This is a genomic window from Pseudomonas sp. FBCC-B1667, assembly GCF_059133255.1.
Genome location: NZ_CP101437.1, coordinates 6,641,449 through 6,663,295, shown reverse-complemented (window position 1 = coordinate 6,663,295; position 21,847 = coordinate 6,641,449). Strand labels below are relative to the sequence as shown.

The following is a 21,847-nucleotide window of genomic DNA, read 5'->3' as shown; positions in this document are numbered from 1 at the left end:
TTTGACCAAACAGTTTTAGTGCCTTCCAGCGAGGAAATCATTACACCAAGTAACTAATGATGTTCCCGCTCCCATCTTTATCCCTTCCAGCTAACGCCCTACATTGAACTCCAACGCCTACCCATTCATTCCGAAGGGCAGGTCACTTGGAGATTCCTCATGCCTTTCGTAAGCGTACGCATCACCCGCGATGGCGTTACCTCTGAGCAGAAAGCTCAGGTGATCGCCGAAATCACTGAAACCCTGGAGCGCGTCCTGAAGAAGGATCCGCACCTGACCCACATCGTGATCGAAGAAGTCGACACCGATAACTGGGGCTACGCCGGCATCACCACCACCCGGTACCGAAAGCAGCTGGCTGAGGCGGAGGACAAGTCATGACCGCGTCCGTCTCCATCGATTTCATCTCCGACGTGGTGTGCCCGTGGTGTGCCTTGGGTGCGACGGCGCTGGAGCAAGCGATCGAGAACGTGGCCGGTGAGATTTCGGTCGAGCTGACCTACAAGCCTTTCGAGTTGAACCCGGATATGCCGGCGGTCGGTGAAAAAGCGGTTGAGCATTTGATGCGCAAATATGGACGCACCGCCGCAGATGTCGCCGCCGGTAAAGCGATGCAGATCGAACGCGGCGCGGCCCTGGGATTCACGTTCGATCTGGAGAAGCGCACTCATTTCTACAACACGTTTGATGCGCATCGGCTGTTGTTGTGGGCGTTGCAGGAAGGGCAGCAGGTCGCTCTCAAGAAAATCCTGCTCCGCGCTTACTTCACCGACGGCCAGAACCCGAGCGATCGCGAGACGTTGGTGAGTCTGGCTGCTGAAGCGGGACTGGATGCGGCGGCGGCTCAAGAGGTGTTGGCGTCCGGCGCGTTTGCCAACGAAGTGCGTGAGCTCGAAGCGTTTTACCGCCAGCACGGCATCAACTCGGTCCCGGCCATGGTGCTGAACGGCCGCCACCTGGTGTCCGGTTCGCAGTCGGTCGAGTACTACGAACAGATGTTGAGACAAATGGCCAAGGCCCCCGCCGAAGCCTGATTACTTACTTTTTTAAACCATCATTTATTAGTAGAGGTTCATCATGAGCAATTCGAAAAAAGTCATCGTTATCACTGGCGCATCCCAAGGCCTCGGCGCCGGTATGGTCAAAGCCTTCCGCGATCTGGATTACAAAGTCGTCGCCACTTCGCGTTCGATCAAACCGTCCACCGACCCGGACATCCTCACCGTGGCCGGTGACATCGGCGACCCGGCTGTCGCGCAGCAAGTGATCCGTGAAGCCGTCGCACGCTTTGGCCGCATCGACACCCTGGTCAACAACGCCGGTATCTTCGTCGCCAAGCCGTTCACTGCTTACACCGCTGAAGACTACGCCGCAGTGCTGTCGGTCAACCTGAATGGCTTCTTCTACATCACCCAACTCGCGATTACCGAGATGGAAAAACACGGCAAAGGCCACGTCGTCAGCATCACCACCAGCCTGACCGACCACGCGATTGACGGTGTGCCGTCGGTACTGGCTTCGCTGACCAAAGGTGGTTTGAACGCGGCGACCAAGTCTCTGGCGATTGAGTACGCCAAGCGCGGGATTCGGGTGAACGCGGTTTCCCCTGGCATCATCAAGACCCCGATGCACGGCGAAGAAACCCATGCAGCGCTCGGCAGTCTGCATCCGGTCGGCCACATGGGCGAAATCAGCGACATCGCTCAAGCGGTTGTGTATCTGGACAACGCCAACTTCGTCACCGGCGAAATCCTGCACGTCGATGGCGGTCAGAGCGCCGGTCACTAAGACCTGAGTTGACTTGTCCACAGCGCCGTCGATCACTATCGACGGCGTTTTTATTGGAGAGCGCAACATGAACACCCATGTTCACAAGGTTTTCCTGATCACCGGCGTCAGCTCAGGTTTCGGCCTGGCCTTTTCCCAAGCAGCCCTCGCGGCGGGGCACACGGTAGTTGGCACGGTGCGGCGCGAATCCGAGCGTGCCGCGTTCGAAGCGCTGGACGCCCACCGAGCTAAAGCGTTCGTGCTCGACGTCACCGATTTTCCGGCCATCGAGCCGTTGGTGGCCGACATCCTGAGCGAGGTGGGGCAGATCGACGTGCTGGTCAACAACGCCGGCTATGGTCACGAAGGCATTCTCGAAGAATCGCCGCTGACTGAAATGCAACGCCAGTTCGACGTCAACGTGTTTGGCGCGGTGGCGATGATCAAAGCGGTGCTGCCCGGCATGAGAGAACGGCGCAGCGGACATATCGTCAACATCACCTCCATGGCCGGCTTCATCACCTTGCCGGGCATCGCTTACTACAGCGGCAGCAAATTCGCCCTCGAAGGGGTCAGCGAAGCGTTGGCCAAAGAAGTCGAAAACCTGGGCATCCACGTGACCGCTGTGGCACCTGGTTCATTTCGTACCGAATGGGCGGGGCGCTCGATGATCCGTTCCGATCGCACTTTAAGTGACTATGACGCGGTGTTTGATCCGGTGCGCAAGGCGCGGGAAGAGAAGAGTGGCAGGCAGGCCGGTGATCCGCACAAAGCAGCGCAGGCGTTGTTGGCCTTGATCGCCGCCGAAAAACCGCCGGTTCATCTATTGCTGGGCAAGGATGCGGTGAGATTGGTACGTGAAAAGATTGCTCGCCTGCAGGAGGACATTGACGCTTGGGAGCATCTTTCGGTTTCGACGGAGTTTGAGTGATTGCTGGCTGCTGTATAAAAATCCGAAACCCAGAAACATCAAAGCCCTCGTATTTCTACCAGGGCTTTGATGTGTGGTATGGGCACCAGATTTGAAAAATCGATCTGAACTTCATCTGGCCGGCCCCCCGATCTTTCGTAGGTGGCGCGTGATTCCATTCGCTACAGTCAGGAAAACTCCACATCTTCGTCGTCAGGAACTTCGTCCGTAACAATCACGCGTGCGTGCGCGCTGTGCTCGTCCTCCATGCGCAACCCGAAGTAGCGGGTATCGTTGGCGTCCCAAAATGCCTCTATCTGCGCCATGGGTGCATGTTCAAGCAGCACCTCGGCGCTGTGCTCCAAGATGATCGAGTAACGTCGTTCGGTGTTCATTACAAAGGGGCTCGCAACGGCGGAGAGGGTTGTGCATAAGCACTGCTGCCATTATGCCGCCTCACAGATTTTCGACCGTAACCGCTCATCGTTTCGAGGAGGGATGTAGATGCGCGGTACCCGAACGGGATGCGGCGATTCGCGATCCTTCCGCGAGAGGGGCGAGCGTAAGACCCACAAACGAAAAAGGCCCACCTTTCGGTGTAATGCTGTTCACTTAAGCATTTGAGCTCACGCCGGGCTCCGTGCGCACGCGGAAAACAAAAAAGCGCAGAACGAACGATTGGAGATTGAGCATGGCGAATGGCTGGATCCGAATCCAGAACCATTGACCCGTGAGCGTTTTTACACACTCTTCGCCAGGATCAGTCATTCAATCTATCTAGGAAGTCAGTGACAATTCATGTCGAGCGCGAACCGCTCTTGGCTATCCCGGTAGCGGCGTCGGTCCATGTCATATGGGAGGGCAAATCCTTTCGTCGCTGGTTTTGGGAAGACACAAACTTTGGAAGCGCTCGCCGCTGGTTCAAGGTCCGCTCAGCCATTTCCCATCTGAGCCGATCCGCTACCCGGGTTCGCTGATGGTGCGCAACGTCATTCGCCATAAGGAGCATGCCGAGGATCAAGATTTACGCCCTTGTCGACTGGATGTGCGCCTGGCGAAGTTTGCCGCGGCGGCCGGCAAGTCAGGCAATGTCTCGATCACGCAGCGAACCTTCACGTTTGCCATCAAAAAAGCCGCCTAGGTATTGGTTGGGCGGATTTTTTTGTTTACAACACGAACTGGACAGAGGGGCGGTACGCTTCGGTCAAGCTTCTTTATAGAGTTTTGGGACCCGACGCAGGTTGCAGAAGATCTGGTACGGAATCGTACCGGCAGCCATGGCCACGTCGCTGGCGAGGATGTTTTTACCCCACAACTCGACGGTCGAACCCAGCCCGGCCTGCGGGATATCGGTCAGGTCGACGCAGAGCATGTCCATCGACACCCGGCCGATCAATTGGCTGCGTTGCCCGGCAACCATGACCGGCGTGCCGGTCGGTGCATGTCGCGGGTAACCGTCGGCATACCCCATGGCGACCACGCCAACGCGCATTGGCTTGGGTGTAATGAACTTGGCACCGTAACCGATCGGCTCGCCGGCCGGCAGTTCTCGCACGCAAATCACTTTGGATTCCAGGGTCATCACCGGTTGCAGGCGAGCGGCCACGGTGTTGGCTTCTTCGAACGGCGTTGCGCCATACAGCATGATGCCGGGGCGAACCCAATCACTCGGAATTTGCGGCCAGCCCAACACGGCGGGTGAGTTGCGCAAGCTGACTTCCGCCGACAAGCCTTTACGCGCCGCTTCAAATACCGCGACCTGCTCGGCACTGGCCTGTTCGTGCAACTCATCGGCCCGGGCGAAGTGACTCATCAGCACCACTTTCGCGACCTTGCCGCTGGCCAGCAGCCGTTGATAGGCGTCCTGATAATCCTTTGGGTGCAGGCCGACGCGGTGCATGCCCGAATCGAGCTTGAGCCAGACCGTGATCGGCTTGCTCAGTGTGGCTTTCTCGATCGCTTCGAGTTGCCACAGCGAATGCACCACGCACCAGAAATCATGCTCGACGATCAGCGCCAACTCATCGGCTTCGAAGAACCCTTCCAGCAGCAACACCGGCGCCCGAATACCCGCCGCGCGCAGCTCCAACGCTTCTTCGATGCAAGCCACGGCAAAACCGTCGGCCTCGGCTTCCAGCGCCTGGGCGCAACGCACCGCACCGTGACCGTAAGCATCCGCCTTGATCACCGCGAGGGCCTTGGCCCCGGTGATTTCACGGGCGATTCGGAAGTTGTGGCGCAGGGCTTGAAGGTCGATCAGGGCACGGGCAGGACGCATGGCGGCAGCCTTTCTTAGCAGTAGTGTGAAAAATAAAAACCGACGCTGGCACACGGCGATTTGGCCGTGCGCAGCGCTTGGTGCCGGGTTGGCTTATACGTTCTCGCTCATTGGTGAACTGGCGATGGATCGCCCTGCTCTATTGTTTCCGACGAATCACTGCCATAACGGGAAATATCAAGGCCTTCGGCGCTGATCTGCGGCGTTTTCTTGGCCATCAGGTCGGCCAGCAAGCGACCGGAGCCACACGCCATGGTCCAGCCGAGCGTGCCGTGGCCGGTGTTCAGGAACAGGTTCTTGAACGGTGTCGCGCCAACGATCGGCGTGCCGTCGGGAGTAGTCGGACGCAGACCGGTCCAGAAACTTGCCTGAGCCAGATCGCCGCCCTGAGGATAAAGGTCGTTGACGATCATCTCCAGGGTTTCGCGCCGGCGCGGGTTCAGAGACAGGTCAAAACCGGCGATCTCCGCCATGCCGCCGACGCGGATGCGGTTGTCGAAACGGGTGATCGCGACCTTGTAGGTTTCGTCGAGAATGGTCGAGGTCGGGGCCATCGCCGGGTTGGTGATCGGCACGGTCAACGAGTAGCCCTTGAGCGGGTACACCGGCGCCTTGATCCCCAGCGGCTTGAGCAATTGCGGCGAGTAGCTGCCGAGGGCCAATACATAGCGGTCCGCGGTTTCCAGCTTGCCGTCGATCCACACGCCGTTGATCCGATCACCGGCGTAGTCGAGTTTCTGAATGTCCTGGCCGAAGCGGAATTCCACACCCAGCTTCACCGCCATTTCGGCCAGGCGGGTGGTGAACATCTGGCAGTCGCCCGTCTGGTCGTTCGGCAGGCGCAGGGCGCCGGCGAGGATGTCGGTGACGCTGGCCAGCGCTGGCTCAACGCGGGCAATGCCGGCGCGGTCAAGCAGTTCGAACGGCACACCGGACTCTTTCAGCACGGCGATGTCTTTCTCGGCGCCATCGAGTTGGGCCTGGGTGCGGAACAGTTGGGTCGTGCCGAGGCTGCGGCCTTCGTAGGCAATGCCGGTTTCGGCGCGCAATTCGTCGAGGCAGTCGCGGCTGTACTCGGACAGGCGGACCATGCGCTCCTTGTTCACCGCGTAACGGCTGGCGGTGCAGTTGCGCAGCATCTGCGCCATCCACAGGTATTGGTCGATGTCGGCAGTGGCCTTGATCGCCAGCGGTGCGTGGCGCTGCAGCAACCACTTGATGGCTTTGAGCGGAACGCCCGGCGCGGCCCACGGCGAGGCATACCCCGGCGAGACTTGGCCTGCGTTGGCGAAACTGGTCTCCATCGCAGCGGCCGGCTGACGGTCCACCACCACCACTTCAAACCCGGCACGGGCCAGATAGTAAGCACTGGCGGTACCGATGACACCGCTACCAAGCACCAGAACGCGCATGTTCATTCCCTCAAGTGGCTAATCGCTGAAATTGTTGTAGGTCTCGAGGGGCGCAGTCTAAAAAAGAATAACCAGTGGTTTTCACTATATAACTAGTTTTGTTTGGCGATAATTCTCGGCGTAAACGCCTTTGGCGGAGGCGCATCCCCTATTTCCATCAACAGTTGAAGCAGCCTGAACGTAGGAAAATTGAGCGCACACATCCTGCTAGAGAGGTGGGCTGAGAAGCGCCAGCCTTCACCTGTGGAAGAAAAAAGTTCGTATTTCGACGACGCACTTAGCCGACCGCAATGGTCCGGCGCTTGGAGCGCGGAGGATGTTTTGCCAGATGAGATCGAATTCCCACCGTCACGGGTACGCCCATTCAGGATTTCGTTTACGCCGGGGAAGTGGGGGAAGGCGTGAACCTCGATCTAGAACTGAAGCCGATGCAAATCTCACATATGAAGCAAAAATCAACAGCTCAACTTATAAGCTCAGCTTGTTTGTGACATGTGATAAATCGATTTCAGTTATTTTTAGGCGAATGTTTTTATTGGCCCATGCATCACTCCTCACAAAAACAACACCGCCGGAGAAGATCATGACCAAAGCAGAATTTCCGACCACACAGGCGCTGGCTACCCCAGCCTTGGGTGAACCCTACCTGCTGACCCCAGGTCCATTAACCACGTCCAAAGCCACCAAGGAGGCCATGCTGCGTGACTGGGGTTCATGGGACGTTGCCTTCAATCAAGTCACTGCTGAAGTTCGCCAGAACTTGCTCAGCATGGCAGGCGTAGAGGACGACAGCTTCGCCTGCGTGCCGTTGCAAGGCAGCGGCAGCTACTCGGTCGAAGCCGCATTGGGCACTGCCATCCCTCGTGATGGTAAAGCACTAGTGCTCATGAATGGCGCCTACGGCCAACGCGCCACCAAGACCCTCGAGTATCTGGGTCGCGCCTTCATAACCTTGGACAAAGGTGATTACCTGCCGCCGCAGCCCGAGGAAGTCGACGCCCTGCTCAGGGACAACCCGGACGTCACCAATGTCTTTATCGTCCATTGCGAAACCAGCTCCGGCATTCTCAATCCACTGCGTGAAATCGCCGATGTGGTGAAGGCACATGGCAAGAGTCTGATCATCGATGCCATGAGCTCCTTCGGTGCCGTGCCTTTGACAGTCAATGAAATAGCCTTCGACGTGGTGGTGTCGTCTGCCAACAAATGCATCGAGGGTATTCCAGGGTTTGGTTTCGTCATCATCCGCCGCTCCGTGATCGAGGCCGCCAAAGGCCGCGCCAATTCACTCAGTCTCGACCTGTATGAGCAGTGGGTCTACATGGAGCGCACTGGTCAATGGCGTTTCACGCCGCCGACCCACAGCGTTGTAGCGTTCCATAAAGCCTTGGAGCAACACACTGCCGAAGGCGGCGTGCATGGTCGTTTGGCGCGCTACACCCGCAATCGCGATGTTCTGGTCGCAGGCATGCGCAAACTGGGCTTCAGAACGTTGCTTGAGGATCGTTGGCTGTCGCCAATCATCACCACATTTTTCAGCCCAGAACATCCAAACTTTGAGTTCAAACGATTCTACGATGAACTCAAAGCACGTCAGTTCATCATCTACCCCGGCAAACTGACGGTAGCCGAAAGTTTCCGCATCGGCTGCATCGGCCAGATCGATGAACACATCGTCCACCAGCTGCTGCGTGCCATCGCCGACAGCCTCCTTCAGATGGGCGTGGAAATGGAAGCGGCATAACCAAATTTCCCCTTTTGGGTCGCCGCCACTCTGGGTGTGTCGGGGCGGGTGTTGGGAACGCACCTTCTTTACGGCGACCTCTTTTTTCCATGGATCTGGTTATTCACAGCCCGGCAGCGCCGAGCAGGAGCCAGCGATATCGCCCATCCATAATCTGATGTCTGAAGCCAGAAGCCTCAAGCCTTAAACCTCGCCTACTGCCCTACAAACAGTTCGCCTGGACGGGATTGCGGCACCCAAAACAAAAACAAAAACAACTTTTTGCGCTGTACGGCAACCCACACGGGATCAGAAGACCATGAACAACATCACAGGCGCTTCAGCTAGCGGCTGGAAATCAATCCAGCGCTGGCGTGTACAGATTTTCCTCATTACCTGGGTGGCCTACGCTGCCTTCTATTTCACGCGTAAAGCCTTCTCCGTCGCCAAACTCGGCATCGGCGAAGACCCGACATTCATGCTTGAAAAGGCCACCATGGCCAACCTCGATGCGCTGTATCTGGCGGCCTATGCCGTGGGGCAGTTCCTTTGGGGCAACTTTTCCGACCGCTTTGGACCTAGAGTCGTAGTACTCAGTGGTCTAGTGATTTCCGCGTTGGCGGCATTGGTCATGGGGACCTACGCCACCATCCCGATCTTCGTTACCTGCACCCTGGTACAGGGTCTGGCCCAATCCACTGGCTGGTCAGGTCTTTGCAAAAACATTGGCAGTTTTTTTACTACTGCTGAGCGCGGCCGGGTATTGGGTTACTGGTGCACTTGCTACGCTTTTGGTGGTCTGGTCGCAACGCCCTTCGCGGGTTGGTGGGCTTACTCGATTTACCATGACTGGCGCATGGCGTTTATCAGCAGCGCCGCCGTGGTAATGATCGTAGCTGTGCTGTTCTTCCTGCTACAACGCAACAAACCGGAAGATGTAGGTTTGTCTCCCGTTGAGATCGAGCCTGCCAGCGATGCCAGCATACCCCGTGAAAGCCTTTTAGTCGGGCTACGCAGTGCAATGAAGAATCGGACAGTGCTGGTGCTGGGCGTTGCTTACTTCCTGCTCAAACCCGCACGCTACGCCATCCTGCTCTGGGGACCAGTGATCATTTATGAGCGCATGCCTGCGATAGGAAAAGTGGCATCCGCTATCGTTCCCACCGCTTTTGAATTGGCCGGTCTCATCGGTCCGATCCTCATAGGTTATGCCTCGGACAAACTCTTCGGTGCCCGTCGCATGCCAGCGTGTGTCATCAGCCTCGCGCTCCTCACAGTCTGTCTGGCGCTGTTCGTGCCTTCGATGCAAAGCGGCAGCCTGTACATGGTGGTCGGCCTGCTGTTCATGATGGGCATGACGCTCTATGGGCCGGATTCGATGATCAGCGGCACGGCCGCGATCGATTTTGGCAGCAAGGACGGCGCGGCTTCCGCTGCCGGTTTCGTCAACGGTTGTGGCTCGGTGGGTGCCATCCTCGGCGGTCTGCTGCCTGGCTATTTCGACACCATCACGGTGTTTCTGGTGTTCACCGGCGCGGCGTTGGTGGCCAGTGTGATGCTGATCCCGTTCTGGAACAGTCGGCCGAAAACACTGGAAGTCCTGGACAATTTTCAATCGATTGGGCAACCGGCAGTCTCCGGCGCCAAGGGCTGATTTCGGCTACTTAATTTTCAATGGTCCATCTACGAGAGACATCCCGATGAATTACAAGAAACCTAGCAAACTGCAAGCCGTAGTACTCGACTGGGCCGGTACCGTCGTTGACTTCGGCTCCTTCGCGCCTACCCAGATTTTTGTTGAAGCCTTTGCCGAGTTTGGTGTGAAGGTCTCCCTGGAAGAGGCACGTGGCCCTATGGGCATGGGTAAATGGGATCACATCCGCACGCTGTGTAATGAGCCGCAGATTGCCGAGCGTTTCCATACTGCCTTCGGTCGCCTGCCGACCGATGATGACGTCACGGCGCTGTACGAGCGATTCATGCCGTTGCAAATCGAGAAGATCGCGTTGCACTCGGCGCTGATTCCGGGAGCGCTTGAAGCCATCGAGATTTTGCGCCACGAGGGATTGAAGATTGGTTCCTGCTCGGGTTATCCGGCAGTGGTGATGGAAAAGGTCGTGGAGCTGGCTCGGGAAAATGGCTACGTGGCAGATTACGTCGTGGCCACCGATGAAGTGCCCAACGGACGCCCACATCCAGCCCAGGCATTAGCCAACGTCATCGCTCTGGGTATCGATGACGTCGCCGCTTGCGTGAAGGTCGATGACACGTGGCCGGGCATCCTCGAAGGCCGCAGCGCAGGCATGTGGACCGTAGCGCTGACTTGCTCCGGCAATGCGTTGGGACTGACCTATGACGAGTTCGTAGCGATGCCATCGGACAAGTTAGCCATCGAGCGAGCGCGCATCATCGCGATGTTCGAAGGCTCACGCCCGCACTACTTCGTCGACACAATCCTCGACCTTCCTTGGGTGGTTGAAGACATCAACGCACGCCTGGCGCGTGGTGAATCGCCACAATCGTTTTAATCACTCCTGCCTATGACTGGTCGCCGAGAAGCGACCGGTTATAGAGGGGCGATTACCGCAGGATCATGCTTTGACCCGTGCGCCAGATCAGTGGCGCAAATGAGCAGCCAACCAATAACAAAAGTGAGAACCATCATGATATACGCCCAACCTGGCACTCCCGGTGCAGTCGTGTCGTTCAAACCTCGCTACGGCAATTTCATCGGCGGCGAGTTCATCGCGCCGGTCAATGGTCAATATTTCACAACCACTTCGCCGGTCAACGGTCAGGTGATCGCTGAATTCCCACGCTCCTCGGCCGAGGATATCGACAAGGCGCTAGACGCAGCTCATTCCGCTGCGCATTCGTGGGGCGCCACCTCCGTGCAGGCCCGCTCGCTGATCCTGTTGAAGATCGCCGACCGGATCGAGCAAAACCTTGAGGTCTTGGCGCTCACCGAAACCTGGGACAACGGCAAGGCCATCCGCGAGACCCTGAACGCAGATATCCCCTTGGCCGCCGACCATTTTCGCTATTTCGCCGGTTGCCTGCGCGCCCAAGAGGGCAGCGCTGCCGAAATCGACGGTAACACCGTGGCCTATCACATCCATGAACCGCTGGGCGTGGTCGGGCAAATCATTCCGTGGAACTTTCCGATCCTGATGGCCGCCTGGAAACTTGCCCCGGCCCTGGCCGCTGGCAATTGCGTGGTGCTCAAGCCTGCCGAACAAACCCCGCTGGGCATTACCGTGTTGGTCGAACTGATCGGCGACCTGCTGCCGCCGGGCGTACTTAATGTGGTGCAAGGTTTTGGCCGCGAAGCCGGTGAAGCCCTAGCCACCAGCAAGCGCATCGCCAAAATTGCTTTTACCGGCTCGACTCCGGTCGGCTCGCACATCATGAAATGCGCCGCCGAAAACATCATTCCGTCCACCGTGGAGCTGGGTGGCAAGTCGCCGAACATCTTCTTCGAGGACATCATGCAGGCCGAGCCAAGCTTCATCGAAAAAGCCGCCGAAGGGCTGGTGCTGGCGTTCTTCAACCAGGGCGAAGTGTGCACCTGCCCGTCCCGTGCCCTTGTGCAAGAGTCGATCTACGACGAATTCATGCAAGTGGTGATGAAGAAAGTTTCGCAAATCAAACGCGGCGACCCACTGGACACCGACACCATGGTCGGTGCTCAGGCGTCCGAGCAGCAGTTTGACAAGATCCTCTCCTATCTGGAAATCGCCCAACAGGAAGGCGCGCAGATCCTTACTGGCGGCGCGGCGGAGAAGCTGGAGGGTGGCCTCGCAAGCGGTTACTACATTCAACCGACCCTGCTCAAAGGCCATAACAAGATGCGGGTGTTCCAGGAAGAGATTTTCGGGCCAGTGGTGGGCGTCACGACTTTCAAGGACGAGGCCGAAGCCCTTGCCATTGCCAACGACACCGAGTTCGGTCTGGGTGCCGGCCTCTGGACCCGCGACATTAATCGCGCCTATCGCATGGGACGCGGTATCCAGGCTGGTCGCGTGTGGACCAATTGCTACCACTTGTACCCGGCACACGCCGCGTTTGGCGGTTACAAGAAGTCCGGCGTCGGCCGTGAAACTCACAAAATGATGCTCGATCACTATCAGCAGACCAAAAATCTGTTGGTCAGCTACGACATCAATCCGCTGGGCTTCTTTTAAGGCTCAGTGACGGCTGCGTGCGTAGTCACCCAGGCAGCAAGGTCCAGTTCTTCAGTAACAGATCGGGTCAGGCATCTCGACAGCAAGCCTTGCGTCGAGATGCCTCGAACTCGGGTGGCCGAATTGATTGCTAACGACCCTTCGGAGCTTTTGATGAAAATCCGTTACAAGGTAAGCCTAGCGGCTGCTTGTGTGCTGTTTGTGACGACCAGTCTCCTATCGCTGATCCAGGTGGAGCAGATCCGGACGATTTTGCGTATCCAGGTCGAGTCGAGTATCTCCGAGTCAAGCAATGCCGTAGCACGTCAGATCGAAAACTGGCTCAACGGCAAACTTCGTCTGATGGATTTGGCATCCCAGGCGATCGACAGTCAGTACAGTCCGCTAGCGACCCAAAGAATCATCGATTCGCCCATTTTGAAAGATGAATTCAAGTTGGTATTCGGTGCTCTTGAGTCCGACGGAAAACCCATCAAGAACACTGCGTCCTGGAATCCAAAACCCGATTATGACGGTCGTACCCGCCCTTGGTATGCGACTGGCAAAGCCGGTAGCCAAGCAGTTTTAACCGAACCCTATAAGGACTCCACCACAGGTGAAATTCTGATCTCGGCTGTCGCTCGGATCAGCGATGCGGGTCACTCTCTCGGGGTGTTCGGCGGTGACATCAGCCTGACTACTGTTGCCAATGCGATCAATACACTGGATTTCGGTGGGGCCGGTTACGCGTTCCTGCTCAGTAAAAGTGGCAACATCATTTCTCACCCAAACGCTGAACTGAATGGCAAACCCTACAGCCAACTTTTCGAAGGACGCGTCCTACCGCTCGACAGTCAGCTTCAGGAAGTCAACAGCAGCGGAAAGTCCCTCCTGGTGTCCTTCATCCCGCTCACCGATCTCAAGGGCATGGATTGGTACATCGGTGTTGTGCTGGATCAAGACATCGTCATGGCTGCGCTTCATACCCTGAGTTGGCGAGCCGTTATTGGCACCGTCCTCGGCGTGTTAATCAGCCTCTTTCTTTTAGGCATGCTGGTGAAACGATTGCTTAGGCCGCTCGAACAACTCAAAGAGTCACTCGCGGACATTAATCGAGGAGACGGTGACTTGACTCGGCAATTGAAAGTAAGCGGCACAGATGAAGTCGCATTGGTTGCCGGCGAATTCAATCGATTCCTGCAAAACCTGAAATCGCTCATTGGCGATATCAAACATAGCTCTCAACAAGTTCTTAAGAGCACCAAGGCGACTTCTCAAGAAGCAAATCAAGCCGCCAATCGCGTTCAGGTTCAAATGCAGGAATTGGATCAACTGGCCACCGCCATGACCGAGATGGCTACAACGGCCGAGGATGTGGCACGTAATGCTCAAGCGGCCTCCGAAGCTGCGGTCGCAGCCAATGTCCAAACATTGGAAGGCGTTAGTCTCGTCTCCAAATCCACAGCTGCAATCAATCACCTTGCCGATGAGATGGACGATACAGGCCATGCCATCAACGAGTTGTCCACACTCAGTCAAAGTATTGAATCGATCGTGGCGGTCATCACCAGTATTGCCGAGCAAACCAATCTGCTCGCGCTCAATGCAGCCATCGAGGCGGCAAGGGCTGGCGAATCGGGACGAGGGTTTGCTGTCGTGGCTGATGAGGTGCGCTCACTCGCGTCGCGCACTCAACAATCCACTCGGGAAATTCGGCTGATGATTGATCAGCTGCAGACAGGTGTGAAACAAGCCCAAACGCAGATGCAACAAAGTCGCGAGACTGCTAGCAAGACTGCCAATGTTGCCAATGCTGCCAATGACACTCTCGAGCAAATTCGTGACGCGATTTACCGTATCAATGACATGAACTTGCACATTGCCGCCGCGGCCGAAGAACAGAGTGCGACGACTGATGAAATCAATCGAAACACTACCAATATTCGCGACATTGGCCTGGAAGTGTCGGATGGCGCTGAACAGCAAGTCCGTCAATGTTCAACGATGGAAGACCATGTCAGCCAGCAAGACACGTTGCTTAGCCGATTCAGAATTTGAGTAACAAACTAGCTCCAGTAAACAGGCCATCACAGCCCGGTGGCCGCCATACCTAAATAAATAAAATTAAAATCGATTCGATCGTTGTCGAGGTAAGCAAGATGAGTGCTGCTTCTCTGTATCCTGTTCGTCCCGAGGTTCTGGCCAATACGCTGACTGACGAGGCGACCTACCGAAAGATGTACCAGCAGTCGGTCGTCAACCCGGACGGCTTCTGGCGCGAGCAAGCCAAGCGCCTCGACTGGATCAAGCCTTTCACCACGGTGAAACAGACGTCTTTCGACGATCACCATGTCGACATCAAATGGTTCGCCGACGGCACCCTGAACGTTTCCTACAACTGCCTCGACCGTCATCTGGCCGAGCGCGGCGATCAAATCGCGATCATCTGGGAAGGGGATGACCCTTCCGAAAGTCGCAACATCACCTACCGCGAGCTGCACGAACAAGTCTGCAAATTCGCCAACGCCTTGCGCGGCCAGGATGTGCACCGCGGCGACGTGGTGACTATCTATATGCCGATGATTCCCGAAGCCGTGGTCGCCATGCTGGCCTGCACCCGGATCGGCGCGATTCACTCGGTGGTGTTCGGCGGTTTCTCGCCGGAAGCCCTGGCCGGCCGCATCATCGACTGCAAATCCAAAGTGGTGATCACTGCTGACGAAGGCATCCGTGCCGGCAAGAAAATCCCGCTCAAGACCAACGTTGACGATGCGCTGACCAACCCGGAAACCAGCAGCATCCAGAAAGTCATCGTGTGCAAGCGCACCGGTGGCGATATCAAATGGAACCAGCATCGCGACATCTGGTTTGAAGACCTGATGAAAGTGGCGGGCAGTGTCTGCGCGCCAAAAGAGATGGGCGCCGAAGAAGCGCTGTTCATCCTTTACACCTCCGGTTCGACCGGCAAGCCGAAGGGCGTGCAGCACACCACCGGCGGTTACCTGCTCTATGCGGCGATGACCCACGAGCGCGTGTTCGACTACCGTCCGGGCGAAATCTACTGGTGCACCGCTGACGTCGGCTGGGTCACTGGCCACAGTTACATCGTCTACGGCCCGCTGGCCAATGGCGCGACCACGCTTCTGTTCGAAGGCGTGCCGAACTATCCGGACATCACCCGGGTGGCGAAGATCGTCGACAAGCACAAGGTCAACATCCTCTACACCGCACCGACGGCGATCCGCGCGATGATGGCCTCGGGCACCGCCGCCGTGGAAGGGGCCGACGGCAGCAGCCTGCGCCTGCTCGGTTCGGTCGGTGAGCCGATCAACCCGGAAGCGTGGAATTGGTATTACGAAACGATCGGCCAACAGCGTTGCCCGATCGTCGATACCTGGTGGCAGACCGAAACCGGCGGCAACATGATGAGCCCTCTGCCGGGTGCTCACGCGCTCAAACCGGGTTCGGCGGCACGTCCGTTCTTCGGTGTGGTGCCGGCGCTGGTGGACAACCTCGGTAACATCATCGAGGGCGTTGCCGAGGGCAACCTGGTGATTCTCGATTCGTGGCCAGGTCAGGCCCGTACCTTGTACGGCGATCATGACCGTTTCGTCGATACCTACTTCAAGACCTTCCGCGGCATGTATTTCACCGGTGACGGTGCGCGTCGTGATGCCGATGGTTACTACTGGATCACCGGTCGTGTGGATGACGTGCTCAACGTGTCCGGCCACCGCATGGGCACCGCCGAGATTGAAAGCGCGATGGTCGCGCACCCGAAAGTCGCCGAAGCGGCGGTGGTCGGTGTGCCGCACGACATCAAGGGGCAGGGCATTTATGTCTACGTCACCCTGAAAAATGGCGAAGAGCCGACTGAGCAACTGCGCCTGGAACTGAAAAACTGGGTGCGCAAGGAGATTGGTCCGATTGCTTCACCGGACGTGATCCAGTGGGCGCCGGGGCTGCCAAAGACCCGTTCGGGCAAGATCATGCGCCGCATACTGCGCAAAATCGCTGCATCCGAGTACGAAGGATTGGGGGATATTTCTACCCTAGCCGATCCGGGTGTAGTGACGCGACTGATTGACACGCGCCGCAGCATGACTTCGGCCTAAATCTCAGGCTTTATCCAAGCTCGACCGGTGGAAAAGAAATATCCAGCTCTTGGCTTGCGTGCTGGATATTTCAGACCCTCTGATCGTCTCTAGTTCGTATACATCCCCACGCCTTAAAATGAGATCCATTGGGAGGTGCCATGAGCAACCAGCGTTATCCCCAAGACTTCAAAAGCCACGCAGTCAATCATGGCCGGAAGGCAACTCCCTGTTTCAGAGATGGCTACGCGATTGGGCGTACCCGTGCAAAGTCTCTATGGCTGGATTAAGCGCGATACGAAGCCCCAGGCGTAGTAGGTTCAGGAATCCCATCAAATTGCTGAGCTGAACCAGGTGACGGAAGAGCTGGCCATCTTAAAAAGGCCGCTGCCTCCTGTGCCAAGGAGTGCATCTGAGTCCCCCTTTATTAAGCCTTTTTCGGGTGACGACCCATTCGACGGCTTTGCCTGACGCTGAAGGTTCGTCACAGCGGCTGCAACGCGTTGCTATCAGAACCAAAGACTGCGCGAGCCGAGTACTATCGATGGTGTAGCGGCACCGCTTTGAGCGTCCAAACTTAATTGAGGTGTTGAGGGAGGATTTTTGGGATGAAAATCACTGGGCGTGTGGAAGTTGATGCAATGATCGATGTGCGTTGCGACGTATGCGAACGCTCCGCTCGTCTGGAGAGCGGCAACCTGGAGTATGGGACATTGCATGCGCAATGGGGCTACGGGGCATTACACGACGGCGAGCAATATGAGATACATCTGTGCGAATCCTGTTTCTTTTCTACCATCGCTTATCTCAAGCAGGAACGACGCACTACAGCCAGAGTTGAGAACGACGCTCAAAAAACTGGTGGCTATTTCGGGTTAGCCCTAAGGAATGATTTTTTCCGCGATGGTTGCTGACAATCAAACCGCAATCGGACAATTGAATTCGGCTTCTTGGGATTAGGTCGTTTGTTATGGACCAGTTGTCAGGGCATCTTCGGTGGCGATCTTGCAGTTTGTGTTATCAGGCACGGAGATCGTCCTTGAGGAGTACCTCGGGATTTGCCCGTGGGACAATGCCCTCATATCTGGAACCTACGCCTTCATGACCTGCCACTGCCGCGCAAGCCATGGTGGAAATTCTGGTAGGCGGCAACGCGATAAAATCATTCGACGCTTCTTTACTGTTGGTTCTTGATGCCGAATGCCTGCTTCTGGCTGGTTGCAGCCCTTTGGGGCAGGGAGTAATTGGAGCGCCCGACTCAAAGGTTACGTGAGGCCTGATTCTTCAAATGCTACTCGAACGTCATCCAGCATTTGCCAAGGATTCTGGCTTGATTGGGCTCTTGCACACTTCTCGACGTGGGGGAAAATGTTTTCCCTGTCCGATTGTAACTGGCGACCCCCGCATCCTCTGCATCCATATCGTATGAATCTACGATGTCGTCTTGCTAAAGCTTGAGCACGGAAGTCACCCTAGGCTTCAGCAATGTCCAGAAGGTCTACAGCTCGTGCTGTTACATCACAATGGGCATCGCTCATAACGCTTGAGCACCGCACTGAGGACGCGCTGTCCGTATAGGCCGACGCCAAGACCCGACACGATGAGAACGACAGCAACCATTTTGTTCACTGACAGATTCTCATTGAAAATCATGACTGAACCGAGCAGTCCGAATACCGGCACCAATAACGACAATGGCGCGACCGTAGACACTGGATATCGTTTCAGCAATGAATTCCATGCCCAGTAGCCGAACAGTGTATTGGGGTATACCTGGAACAGGATCGACAAGACGGCGCGGTAGTCGAGTTGATTCACCAATGCGCTGTAACCCGTCGAGCCGTTAACAGCGTAATCAAGTGCGAAAAGAGGGATGGGCGAAAACGCACTGGACCACACCAGGAAAGCGAAGACCTGGTTGGTCTTGGCTTTTTTGTTGATCACGTTGGCCGCACTCCAGGCGACCGCTCCCAGCAGCACCAGAATCAGCCCGAGCGTCGTTACTGTCCCATCAACGATGGAGATGATGCTCAGCAGACCACACAGAGCGAGACCCATGCCCGCGTACTGAAATCGGGAAATCGCTTCCTTGAATATCCATGAGCCCAGCAGAATGGTAAAAAACGCGCTGAATTGAAGCACCAGCGAAGCGATGCCTGCTGAAAGACCGGACTGGATGCCAAGGTTAACGACGCCCCAAAGTCCGATACCGAAGACCAGACCGTAACCAATGATGTAGCGCCACTGCACATCAGGTTTCGGAATGAAAAAAATCGCTGGAAGTGCGCATAGCGTGAAGCGAATGCCAGCAAGAATCAGCGGATCAACGGTGGTGAGGCCCAGTTTGATAACCGAGAAATTCACGCCCCAAATGGCAGTAATCGAGATGGCGAGTAGTAGGTGCCTGGCTTTCATACTGATCTTCCTTTAATGATCGTTGAGAAATGACTTGTAAGAACCCACAGCGCCAAAGCTGTAGCGCTGGCAAGGCGCCCAGACCGCTACTGATAACAGGCACGCCCTACTCAGTGGCAGGCATGCAACGGGCAGCCAGATGGCGCACGCCTTGATCGCACTCTTCAGCGAACCGGCAACAGCCAAGCCGATCAGACCGCGACCAATGATCAGACCCAGTTCAGTATGGGAGACGCTGAAAATCAGCGAGCCCAATACAGCGAACAGAAGCATGGGTGCCTGCTCGCTGCGCGGACCGTATAAATCAGGATGGAGCGGACGATAGTAGGGCGGTCAAAGGGAGAAACGTTAGATACAGATTGACTAACAAAACGTCATACAGCGGTCGCAGCTCTTGGTGTCCACTCCCTAGGAATACGTTGCGACTTCAACGTGAGAAATGGCTTGCTCCAATAGCGCATCTAAACAGTCCGGCGCAGTCAACCACGGGCATTATGAGTGACCGCTTCAGCCGATTGCTGCCTCTCATGAAGGGCTGTATCGACAGGCTTTTTCGACCAAAAAAATAGGATGATCCCGATTAGTTTTGAAGTCGACAAACCGCATGATGATGAGGTATTCGCGCGGGCGCGCGCGTACTGCTCCGAAAAGTATCAAATCCCCCTCGTTCTTTAATGGCCTTCAGAATCATCGGTTTCTATTCGGCGAGAGGTGAAAGCAGTTCAGTGGTTCTGGAATCGAACCACTTCAAGCTCTAGTTTTACTTCCGTTTGGAGCAAGGAGTCATACGGAGTGCCCCATAGAGGGTTACATGTCGTACAAACTCGCAGCCATTACGCAGTAACCCCGTCGGTGCTTAGCTCGCCAAGCAGGCCATGGTTGGGGATGTGCTGCTCACAGGCTTGGCACCCCTTGGGCGTTGCATTGGCGGCCTTGGAGTAAAGGCTCGTCCGGAGCTGGGCGATGCGCTCGATAAGGTTCATGTGCTGTTGACCCGTAATGCGATTCGCCAGACTCGGTCTGCCAGTGGCCGCAATGGTCACTTCGGTGCCAACATCACCGCAAGCGTCATCTTAATGAACTCTTCGTTCTTGTCGATCGTCTGAAGGGCGCCGCGTATATTGCCGCCGATCTCGGCCGCTCCGCGCTGCTCGACCCAAAGCGTGAGCTCCATGATGGCAGCCTCCAAGGCGAGCTGGTTTTCGTTAATTTTGCTGAGCAGCGAAGGGAGCAAGTCTGAATTGTTCATTGAGCTCTTCCATGAAAACAGAAAGTTTAGCAGCTCGAAAATAAAGGACGGACAATCAGACTGGTGCATCATCCACGTAATAAGAAATTCGAAGCCTAATAAAAACCGCGGCCTCCAATTCATTTGAGCGTAATAAGAAGTCTTGTAAGTCATTGATTTTACGGTTTAAAGCACCTTCCTTGTAATCAGTAGGTCCCGGGTTCGACTCCTGGTGCCGGCACCATATAAATAAAGGCTCACAGCGATGTGGGCCTTAATTCTTTTTGGTGCGGGCTAACACCGGGCTAACGCAGGCTATAAATCAGGGCCTTGATTGGTGCCTCTCCTTGGGCTCGAAGCCTCGCGCGCGTACTAGTCCAGAAAGTCGCCGCTTTCCCCCGGGCAACTGCTTTTAACTCCAGGGCTATGGCCGGAAAGACAGAGGCAGCGATACGCGACAACTAGCTGCGCCGGGCGATTGGTCTGAAACCTTGCCTGGCGAAGTACGTCCGTCGGGGGATTGATCGTAAGCGAATGGCAAAGACACCCTAGGTTAGGTGGTAATGCCCAATTTTCTTGTTGATCGAGCAATCATAGGACACGCCACAATGTTTCACGAGTTGTGGCGTCCAATGTCAGCCATTGACGATCCATGACCTGTTTCAAGCCCTCAGCTATGTGTTCACTGGGCATCGTACGGAAGCCGTGTTTGCGGAACCAGGGGCCATTCCAAGGAGGCTCATGAAAAGTTGTTAAGCTCACTGCTTGAACCCCACGGCTTTCAGCATGCTCTATGACTGCTGTGAGAAGCTTTGCTCCGATCCCACTCCCTGAAGCATCTGGGTCGACGGAAATATTGTCTAAATACAAAAGCCCGTCCAGTGGTCGCATTGCCGCAAAGCCAATTATTTTCTGGCTTTCGTTATCGAGCGCCACTACGACACGACAGGCTTCAAATCTCGCTGGGGGCAGTGCAGGTGTTTCAGCAATATGGGCGAGTTTTGGAATGGCCTTGTAACGCAGACGAGCTTGAGCCGAGATACGGCATAAGTCCGCCACATCATCTATGCCACTAAGCCGGAGTTGGTAGTTATGCATGCTTTCTTCTCTCATTAAGATTCGCTGGACGAGTATTCCGCTTACCTCACATGACTCAGCCAGATACCCACTGATGTGGCAGCAGTAGCTCAATCTCGCTCGCCTGTTGCGTCGGCAGGCGCGTCAGCACATCTTTGAGATACGCATACGGATCATGCCCATTCATGCGGGCTGACTGGATGCGGTCGGAATGCCCTTGTCGATCACTTGGGCTGGCACCGGTGCCTGGATCAGCGTTTCACAATGACGGCAGGCCCATTTTCCACGTACATGTTGCTCAACGGTGAACACGCCCGGCGTGTAATCGAGCTTCTCGCTGACGTCCTCGCCGATGCGCTGAAGCTGGCAACCGCAAGTGCACTGAGTGTTTTCTGGTTCGTGATGAATGACGGTGCGTGGAAACCGCGGCGGCAGCGGTGCGCGCTTTGGTTTTTGGCGCACCTCTGCTGGAGCCGGAGCCGGCTGGAGTGCCGTCAGCTCAGCGTCGATAGCCTCAAGATCAGTGTTAAGCAGATCGTCGAGCAAGCTGCCTTGCTCAGGGCTGATCTGCTCGCTGCGCTTGGCAAACCTGTGACGCTTGAGGATCGCGATTTCGTGAGTCAGCTGTTCGATGATGGTTTGATCGCGATGGATCTTTCTGCCCATGGTGTCGACCTTCGACATCAACTGCGCAGCGAGGGCGCGCAGCTGGTCGGGGGTCATTTGGTCGAGGTTGGGCAAGGAAGTCATGCGGTGGATTTTACCAAAGCAGACCGCCTA

At 56.2% G+C, this 21,847-nt stretch carries 18 protein-coding genes and 4 pseudogenes; 13 read left to right on the top strand and 9 right to left on the bottom strand.

Annotated elements, in window-relative coordinates; genetic code table 11:
* Positions 1-159 precede the first annotated feature (159 nt).
* From NL116_RS30775 to NL116_RS30760, 4 genes are all read left to right on the top strand, one after another.
* Entirely contained in the window at positions 160-381 is a 222-nt protein-coding gene (locus tag NL116_RS30775) for a tautomerase family protein (RefSeq protein WP_494375323.1), read from the top strand.
* Positions 378-1,034 carry a DsbA family oxidoreductase gene (locus NL116_RS30770; protein WP_494375322.1) on the top strand — a complete coding sequence of 219 codons (657 nt, stop codon included), beginning with the start codon at positions 378-380 and terminating at the stop codon, positions 1,032-1,034. Before NL116_RS30775 ends, NL116_RS30770 begins: the two co-directional genes overlap by 4 nt.
* Before the next feature lie 43 nt (positions 1,035-1,077).
* Positions 1,078-1,788, top strand: coding sequence for an SDR family NAD(P)-dependent oxidoreductase (locus tag NL116_RS30765; protein WP_494375321.1), 711 nt, complete (start codon positions 1,078-1,080; stop codon positions 1,786-1,788).
* A gap of 67 nt (positions 1,789-1,855) precedes the next feature.
* The gene (locus NL116_RS30760) at positions 1,856-2,698 is read left to right on the top strand and encodes an oxidoreductase (protein ID WP_494375320.1); all 843 of its coding nucleotides are present in this window, start codon (positions 1,856-1,858) and stop codon (positions 2,696-2,698) included.
* A 167-nt stretch (positions 2,699-2,865) separates the two neighbouring features.
* Here the strand turns inward: NL116_RS30760 and NL116_RS30755 are convergent, their stop codons facing one another.
* Positions 2,866-3,072: a hypothetical protein gene (locus tag NL116_RS30755; RefSeq protein WP_494375319.1), complete on the bottom strand. Its 207-nt coding sequence runs from the start codon at positions 3,070-3,072 to the stop codon at positions 2,866-2,868.
* A 425-nt stretch (positions 3,073-3,497) separates the two neighbouring features.
* Here NL116_RS30755 and NL116_RS30750 point away from each other — a divergent pair.
* Positions 3,498-3,818: pseudogene (locus NL116_RS30750) on the top strand (hypothetical protein); the annotation flags it as partial.
* A 63-nt stretch (positions 3,819-3,881) separates the two neighbouring features.
* Here NL116_RS30750 and alr read toward each other — a convergent pair.
* Both alr and dadA read right to left on the bottom strand, forming a co-directional pair.
* A complete protein-coding gene (gene alr, locus NL116_RS30745) occupies positions 3,882-4,955 on the bottom strand; it encodes an alanine racemase (RefSeq protein ID WP_494375318.1) in 1,074 nt (357 codons plus the stop codon).
* A gap of 107 nt (positions 4,956-5,062) precedes the next feature.
* On the bottom strand, positions 5,063-6,367 hold the full coding sequence (gene dadA / locus NL116_RS30740; protein WP_494375317.1) for a D-amino acid dehydrogenase: 1,305 nt from the start codon (positions 6,365-6,367) through the stop codon (positions 5,063-5,065).
* A 583-nt stretch (positions 6,368-6,950) separates the two neighbouring features.
* Here dadA and NL116_RS30735 point away from each other — a divergent pair.
* The 8 genes and pseudogenes from NL116_RS30735 to NL116_RS30700 all read left to right on the top strand — a co-directional run bounded on the left by NL116_RS30735 (position 6,951) and on the right by NL116_RS30700 (position 17,261).
* A complete protein-coding gene (locus tag NL116_RS30735) occupies positions 6,951-8,111 on the top strand; it encodes a 2-aminoethylphosphonate--pyruvate transaminase (RefSeq protein WP_494375316.1) in 1,161 nt (386 codons plus the stop codon).
* 298 nt (positions 8,112-8,409) lie between these two features.
* Positions 8,410-9,744 carry an MFS transporter gene (locus NL116_RS30730; RefSeq protein ID WP_494375315.1) on the top strand — a complete coding sequence of 445 codons (1,335 nt, stop codon included), beginning with the start codon at positions 8,410-8,412 and terminating at the stop codon, positions 9,742-9,744.
* Positions 9,745-9,790: 46 nt separating this feature from the next.
* The gene (gene phnX / locus NL116_RS30725) at positions 9,791-10,618 is read left to right on the top strand and encodes a phosphonoacetaldehyde hydrolase (RefSeq protein WP_494375314.1); all 828 of its coding nucleotides are present in this window, start codon (positions 9,791-9,793) and stop codon (positions 10,616-10,618) included.
* Positions 10,619-10,753: 135 nt separating this feature from the next.
* Positions 10,754-12,274, top strand: a complete 1,521-nt coding sequence (exaC, locus tag NL116_RS30720; protein ID WP_494375313.1) for an acetaldehyde dehydrogenase ExaC — start codon at positions 10,754-10,756, stop codon at positions 12,272-12,274.
* Positions 12,275-12,373: 99 nt separating this feature from the next.
* Positions 12,374-13,405: pseudogene (locus tag NL116_RS30715) on the top strand (cache domain-containing protein); the annotation flags it as partial.
* 162 nt (positions 13,406-13,567) lie between these two features.
* Entirely contained in the window at positions 13,568-14,311 is a 744-nt protein-coding gene (locus NL116_RS30710; RefSeq protein WP_494378159.1) for a methyl-accepting chemotaxis protein, read from the top strand.
* Between the two features lie 101 nt (positions 14,312-14,412).
* Positions 14,413-16,368: an acetate--CoA ligase gene (acs, locus tag NL116_RS30705; protein WP_494375312.1), complete on the top strand. Its 1,956-nt coding sequence runs from the start codon at positions 14,413-14,415 to the stop codon at positions 16,366-16,368.
* 587 nt (positions 16,369-16,955) lie between these two features.
* Positions 16,956-17,261 (top strand): hypothetical protein, encoded by a 306-nt coding sequence (locus NL116_RS30700; RefSeq protein WP_494375311.1) that lies wholly within the window; start codon positions 16,956-16,958, stop codon positions 17,259-17,261.
* 604 nt (positions 17,262-17,865) lie between these two features.
* Here NL116_RS30700 and NL116_RS30695 read toward each other — a convergent pair.
* The 6 genes and pseudogenes from NL116_RS30695 to NL116_RS30670 all read right to left on the bottom strand — a co-directional run.
* On the bottom strand, positions 17,866-18,762 hold the full coding sequence (locus NL116_RS30695) for an EamA family transporter (RefSeq protein WP_494375310.1): 897 nt from the start codon (positions 18,760-18,762) through the stop codon (positions 17,866-17,868).
* 87 nt (positions 18,763-18,849) lie between these two features.
* Positions 18,850-19,068 (bottom strand): annotated as a pseudogene (locus NL116_RS30690) (MFS transporter); the annotation flags it as partial.
* A gap of 733 nt (positions 19,069-19,801) precedes the next feature.
* Entirely contained in the window at positions 19,802-20,011 is a 210-nt protein-coding gene (locus NL116_RS30685; protein WP_494375309.1) for a hypothetical protein, read from the bottom strand.
* Between the two features lie 570 nt (positions 20,012-20,581).
* The gene (locus NL116_RS30680; RefSeq protein WP_494375308.1) at positions 20,582-21,088 is read right to left on the bottom strand and encodes a GNAT family N-acetyltransferase; all 507 of its coding nucleotides are present in this window, start codon (positions 21,086-21,088) and stop codon (positions 20,582-20,584) included.
* 55 nt (positions 21,089-21,143) lie between these two features.
* Positions 21,144-21,254: a transposase domain-containing protein gene (locus NL116_RS30675; RefSeq protein ID WP_494375307.1), complete on the bottom strand. Its 111-nt coding sequence runs from the start codon at positions 21,252-21,254 to the stop codon at positions 21,144-21,146.
* A gap of 14 nt (positions 21,255-21,268) precedes the next feature.
* Positions 21,269-21,817 (bottom strand): annotated as a pseudogene (locus NL116_RS30670) (transposase); the annotation flags it as partial.
* Between the last annotated feature and the right edge of the window lie 30 nt (positions 21,818-21,847).

Bases quoted from the DNA above. Each gene is read 5' to 3' on its own strand.
- NL116_RS30775 (WP_494375323.1), top strand. From the start codon at position 160: ATGCCTTTCGTAAGCGTACGCATCACCCGCGATGGCGTTACCTCTGAG.
- NL116_RS30770 (WP_494375322.1), top strand. From the start codon at position 378: ATGACCGCGTCCGTCTCCATCGATTTCATCTCCGACGTGGTGTGCCCG.
- NL116_RS30765 (WP_494375321.1), top strand. From the start codon at position 1,078: ATGAGCAATTCGAAAAAAGTCATCGTTATCACTGGCGCATCCCAAGGC.
- NL116_RS30760 (WP_494375320.1), top strand. From the start codon at position 1,856: ATGAACACCCATGTTCACAAGGTTTTCCTGATCACCGGCGTCAGCTCA.
- NL116_RS30755 (WP_494375319.1), bottom strand. From the start codon at position 3,072: ATGAACACCGAACGACGTTACTCGATCATCTTGGAGCACAGCGCCGAG.
- alr (WP_494375318.1), bottom strand. From the start codon at position 4,955: ATGCGTCCTGCCCGTGCCCTGATCGACCTTCAAGCCCTGCGCCACAAC.
- dadA (WP_494375317.1), bottom strand. From the start codon at position 6,367: ATGCGCGTTCTGGTGCTTGGTAGCGGTGTCATCGGTACCGCCAGTGCT.
- NL116_RS30735 (WP_494375316.1), top strand. From the start codon at position 6,951: ATGACCAAAGCAGAATTTCCGACCACACAGGCGCTGGCTACCCCAGCC.
- NL116_RS30730 (WP_494375315.1), top strand. From the start codon at position 8,410: ATGAACAACATCACAGGCGCTTCAGCTAGCGGCTGGAAATCAATCCAG.
- phnX (WP_494375314.1), top strand. From the start codon at position 9,791: ATGAATTACAAGAAACCTAGCAAACTGCAAGCCGTAGTACTCGACTGG.
- exaC (WP_494375313.1), top strand. From the start codon at position 10,754: ATGATATACGCCCAACCTGGCACTCCCGGTGCAGTCGTGTCGTTCAAA.
- NL116_RS30710 (WP_494378159.1), top strand. From the start codon at position 13,568: ATGCAGGAATTGGATCAACTGGCCACCGCCATGACCGAGATGGCTACA.
- acs (WP_494375312.1), top strand. From the start codon at position 14,413: ATGAGTGCTGCTTCTCTGTATCCTGTTCGTCCCGAGGTTCTGGCCAAT.
- NL116_RS30700 (WP_494375311.1), top strand. From the start codon at position 16,956: ATGAAAATCACTGGGCGTGTGGAAGTTGATGCAATGATCGATGTGCGT.
- NL116_RS30695 (WP_494375310.1), bottom strand. From the start codon at position 18,762: ATGAAAGCCAGGCACCTACTACTCGCCATCTCGATTACTGCCATTTGG.
- NL116_RS30685 (WP_494375309.1), bottom strand. From the start codon at position 20,011: ATGAACAATTCAGACTTGCTCCCTTCGCTGCTCAGCAAAATTAACGAA.
- NL116_RS30680 (WP_494375308.1), bottom strand. From the start codon at position 21,088: ATGCATAACTACCAACTCCGGCTTAGTGGCATAGATGATGTGGCGGAC.
- NL116_RS30675 (WP_494375307.1), bottom strand. From the start codon at position 21,254: ATGAATGGGCATGATCCGTATGCGTATCTCAAAGATGTGCTGACGCGC.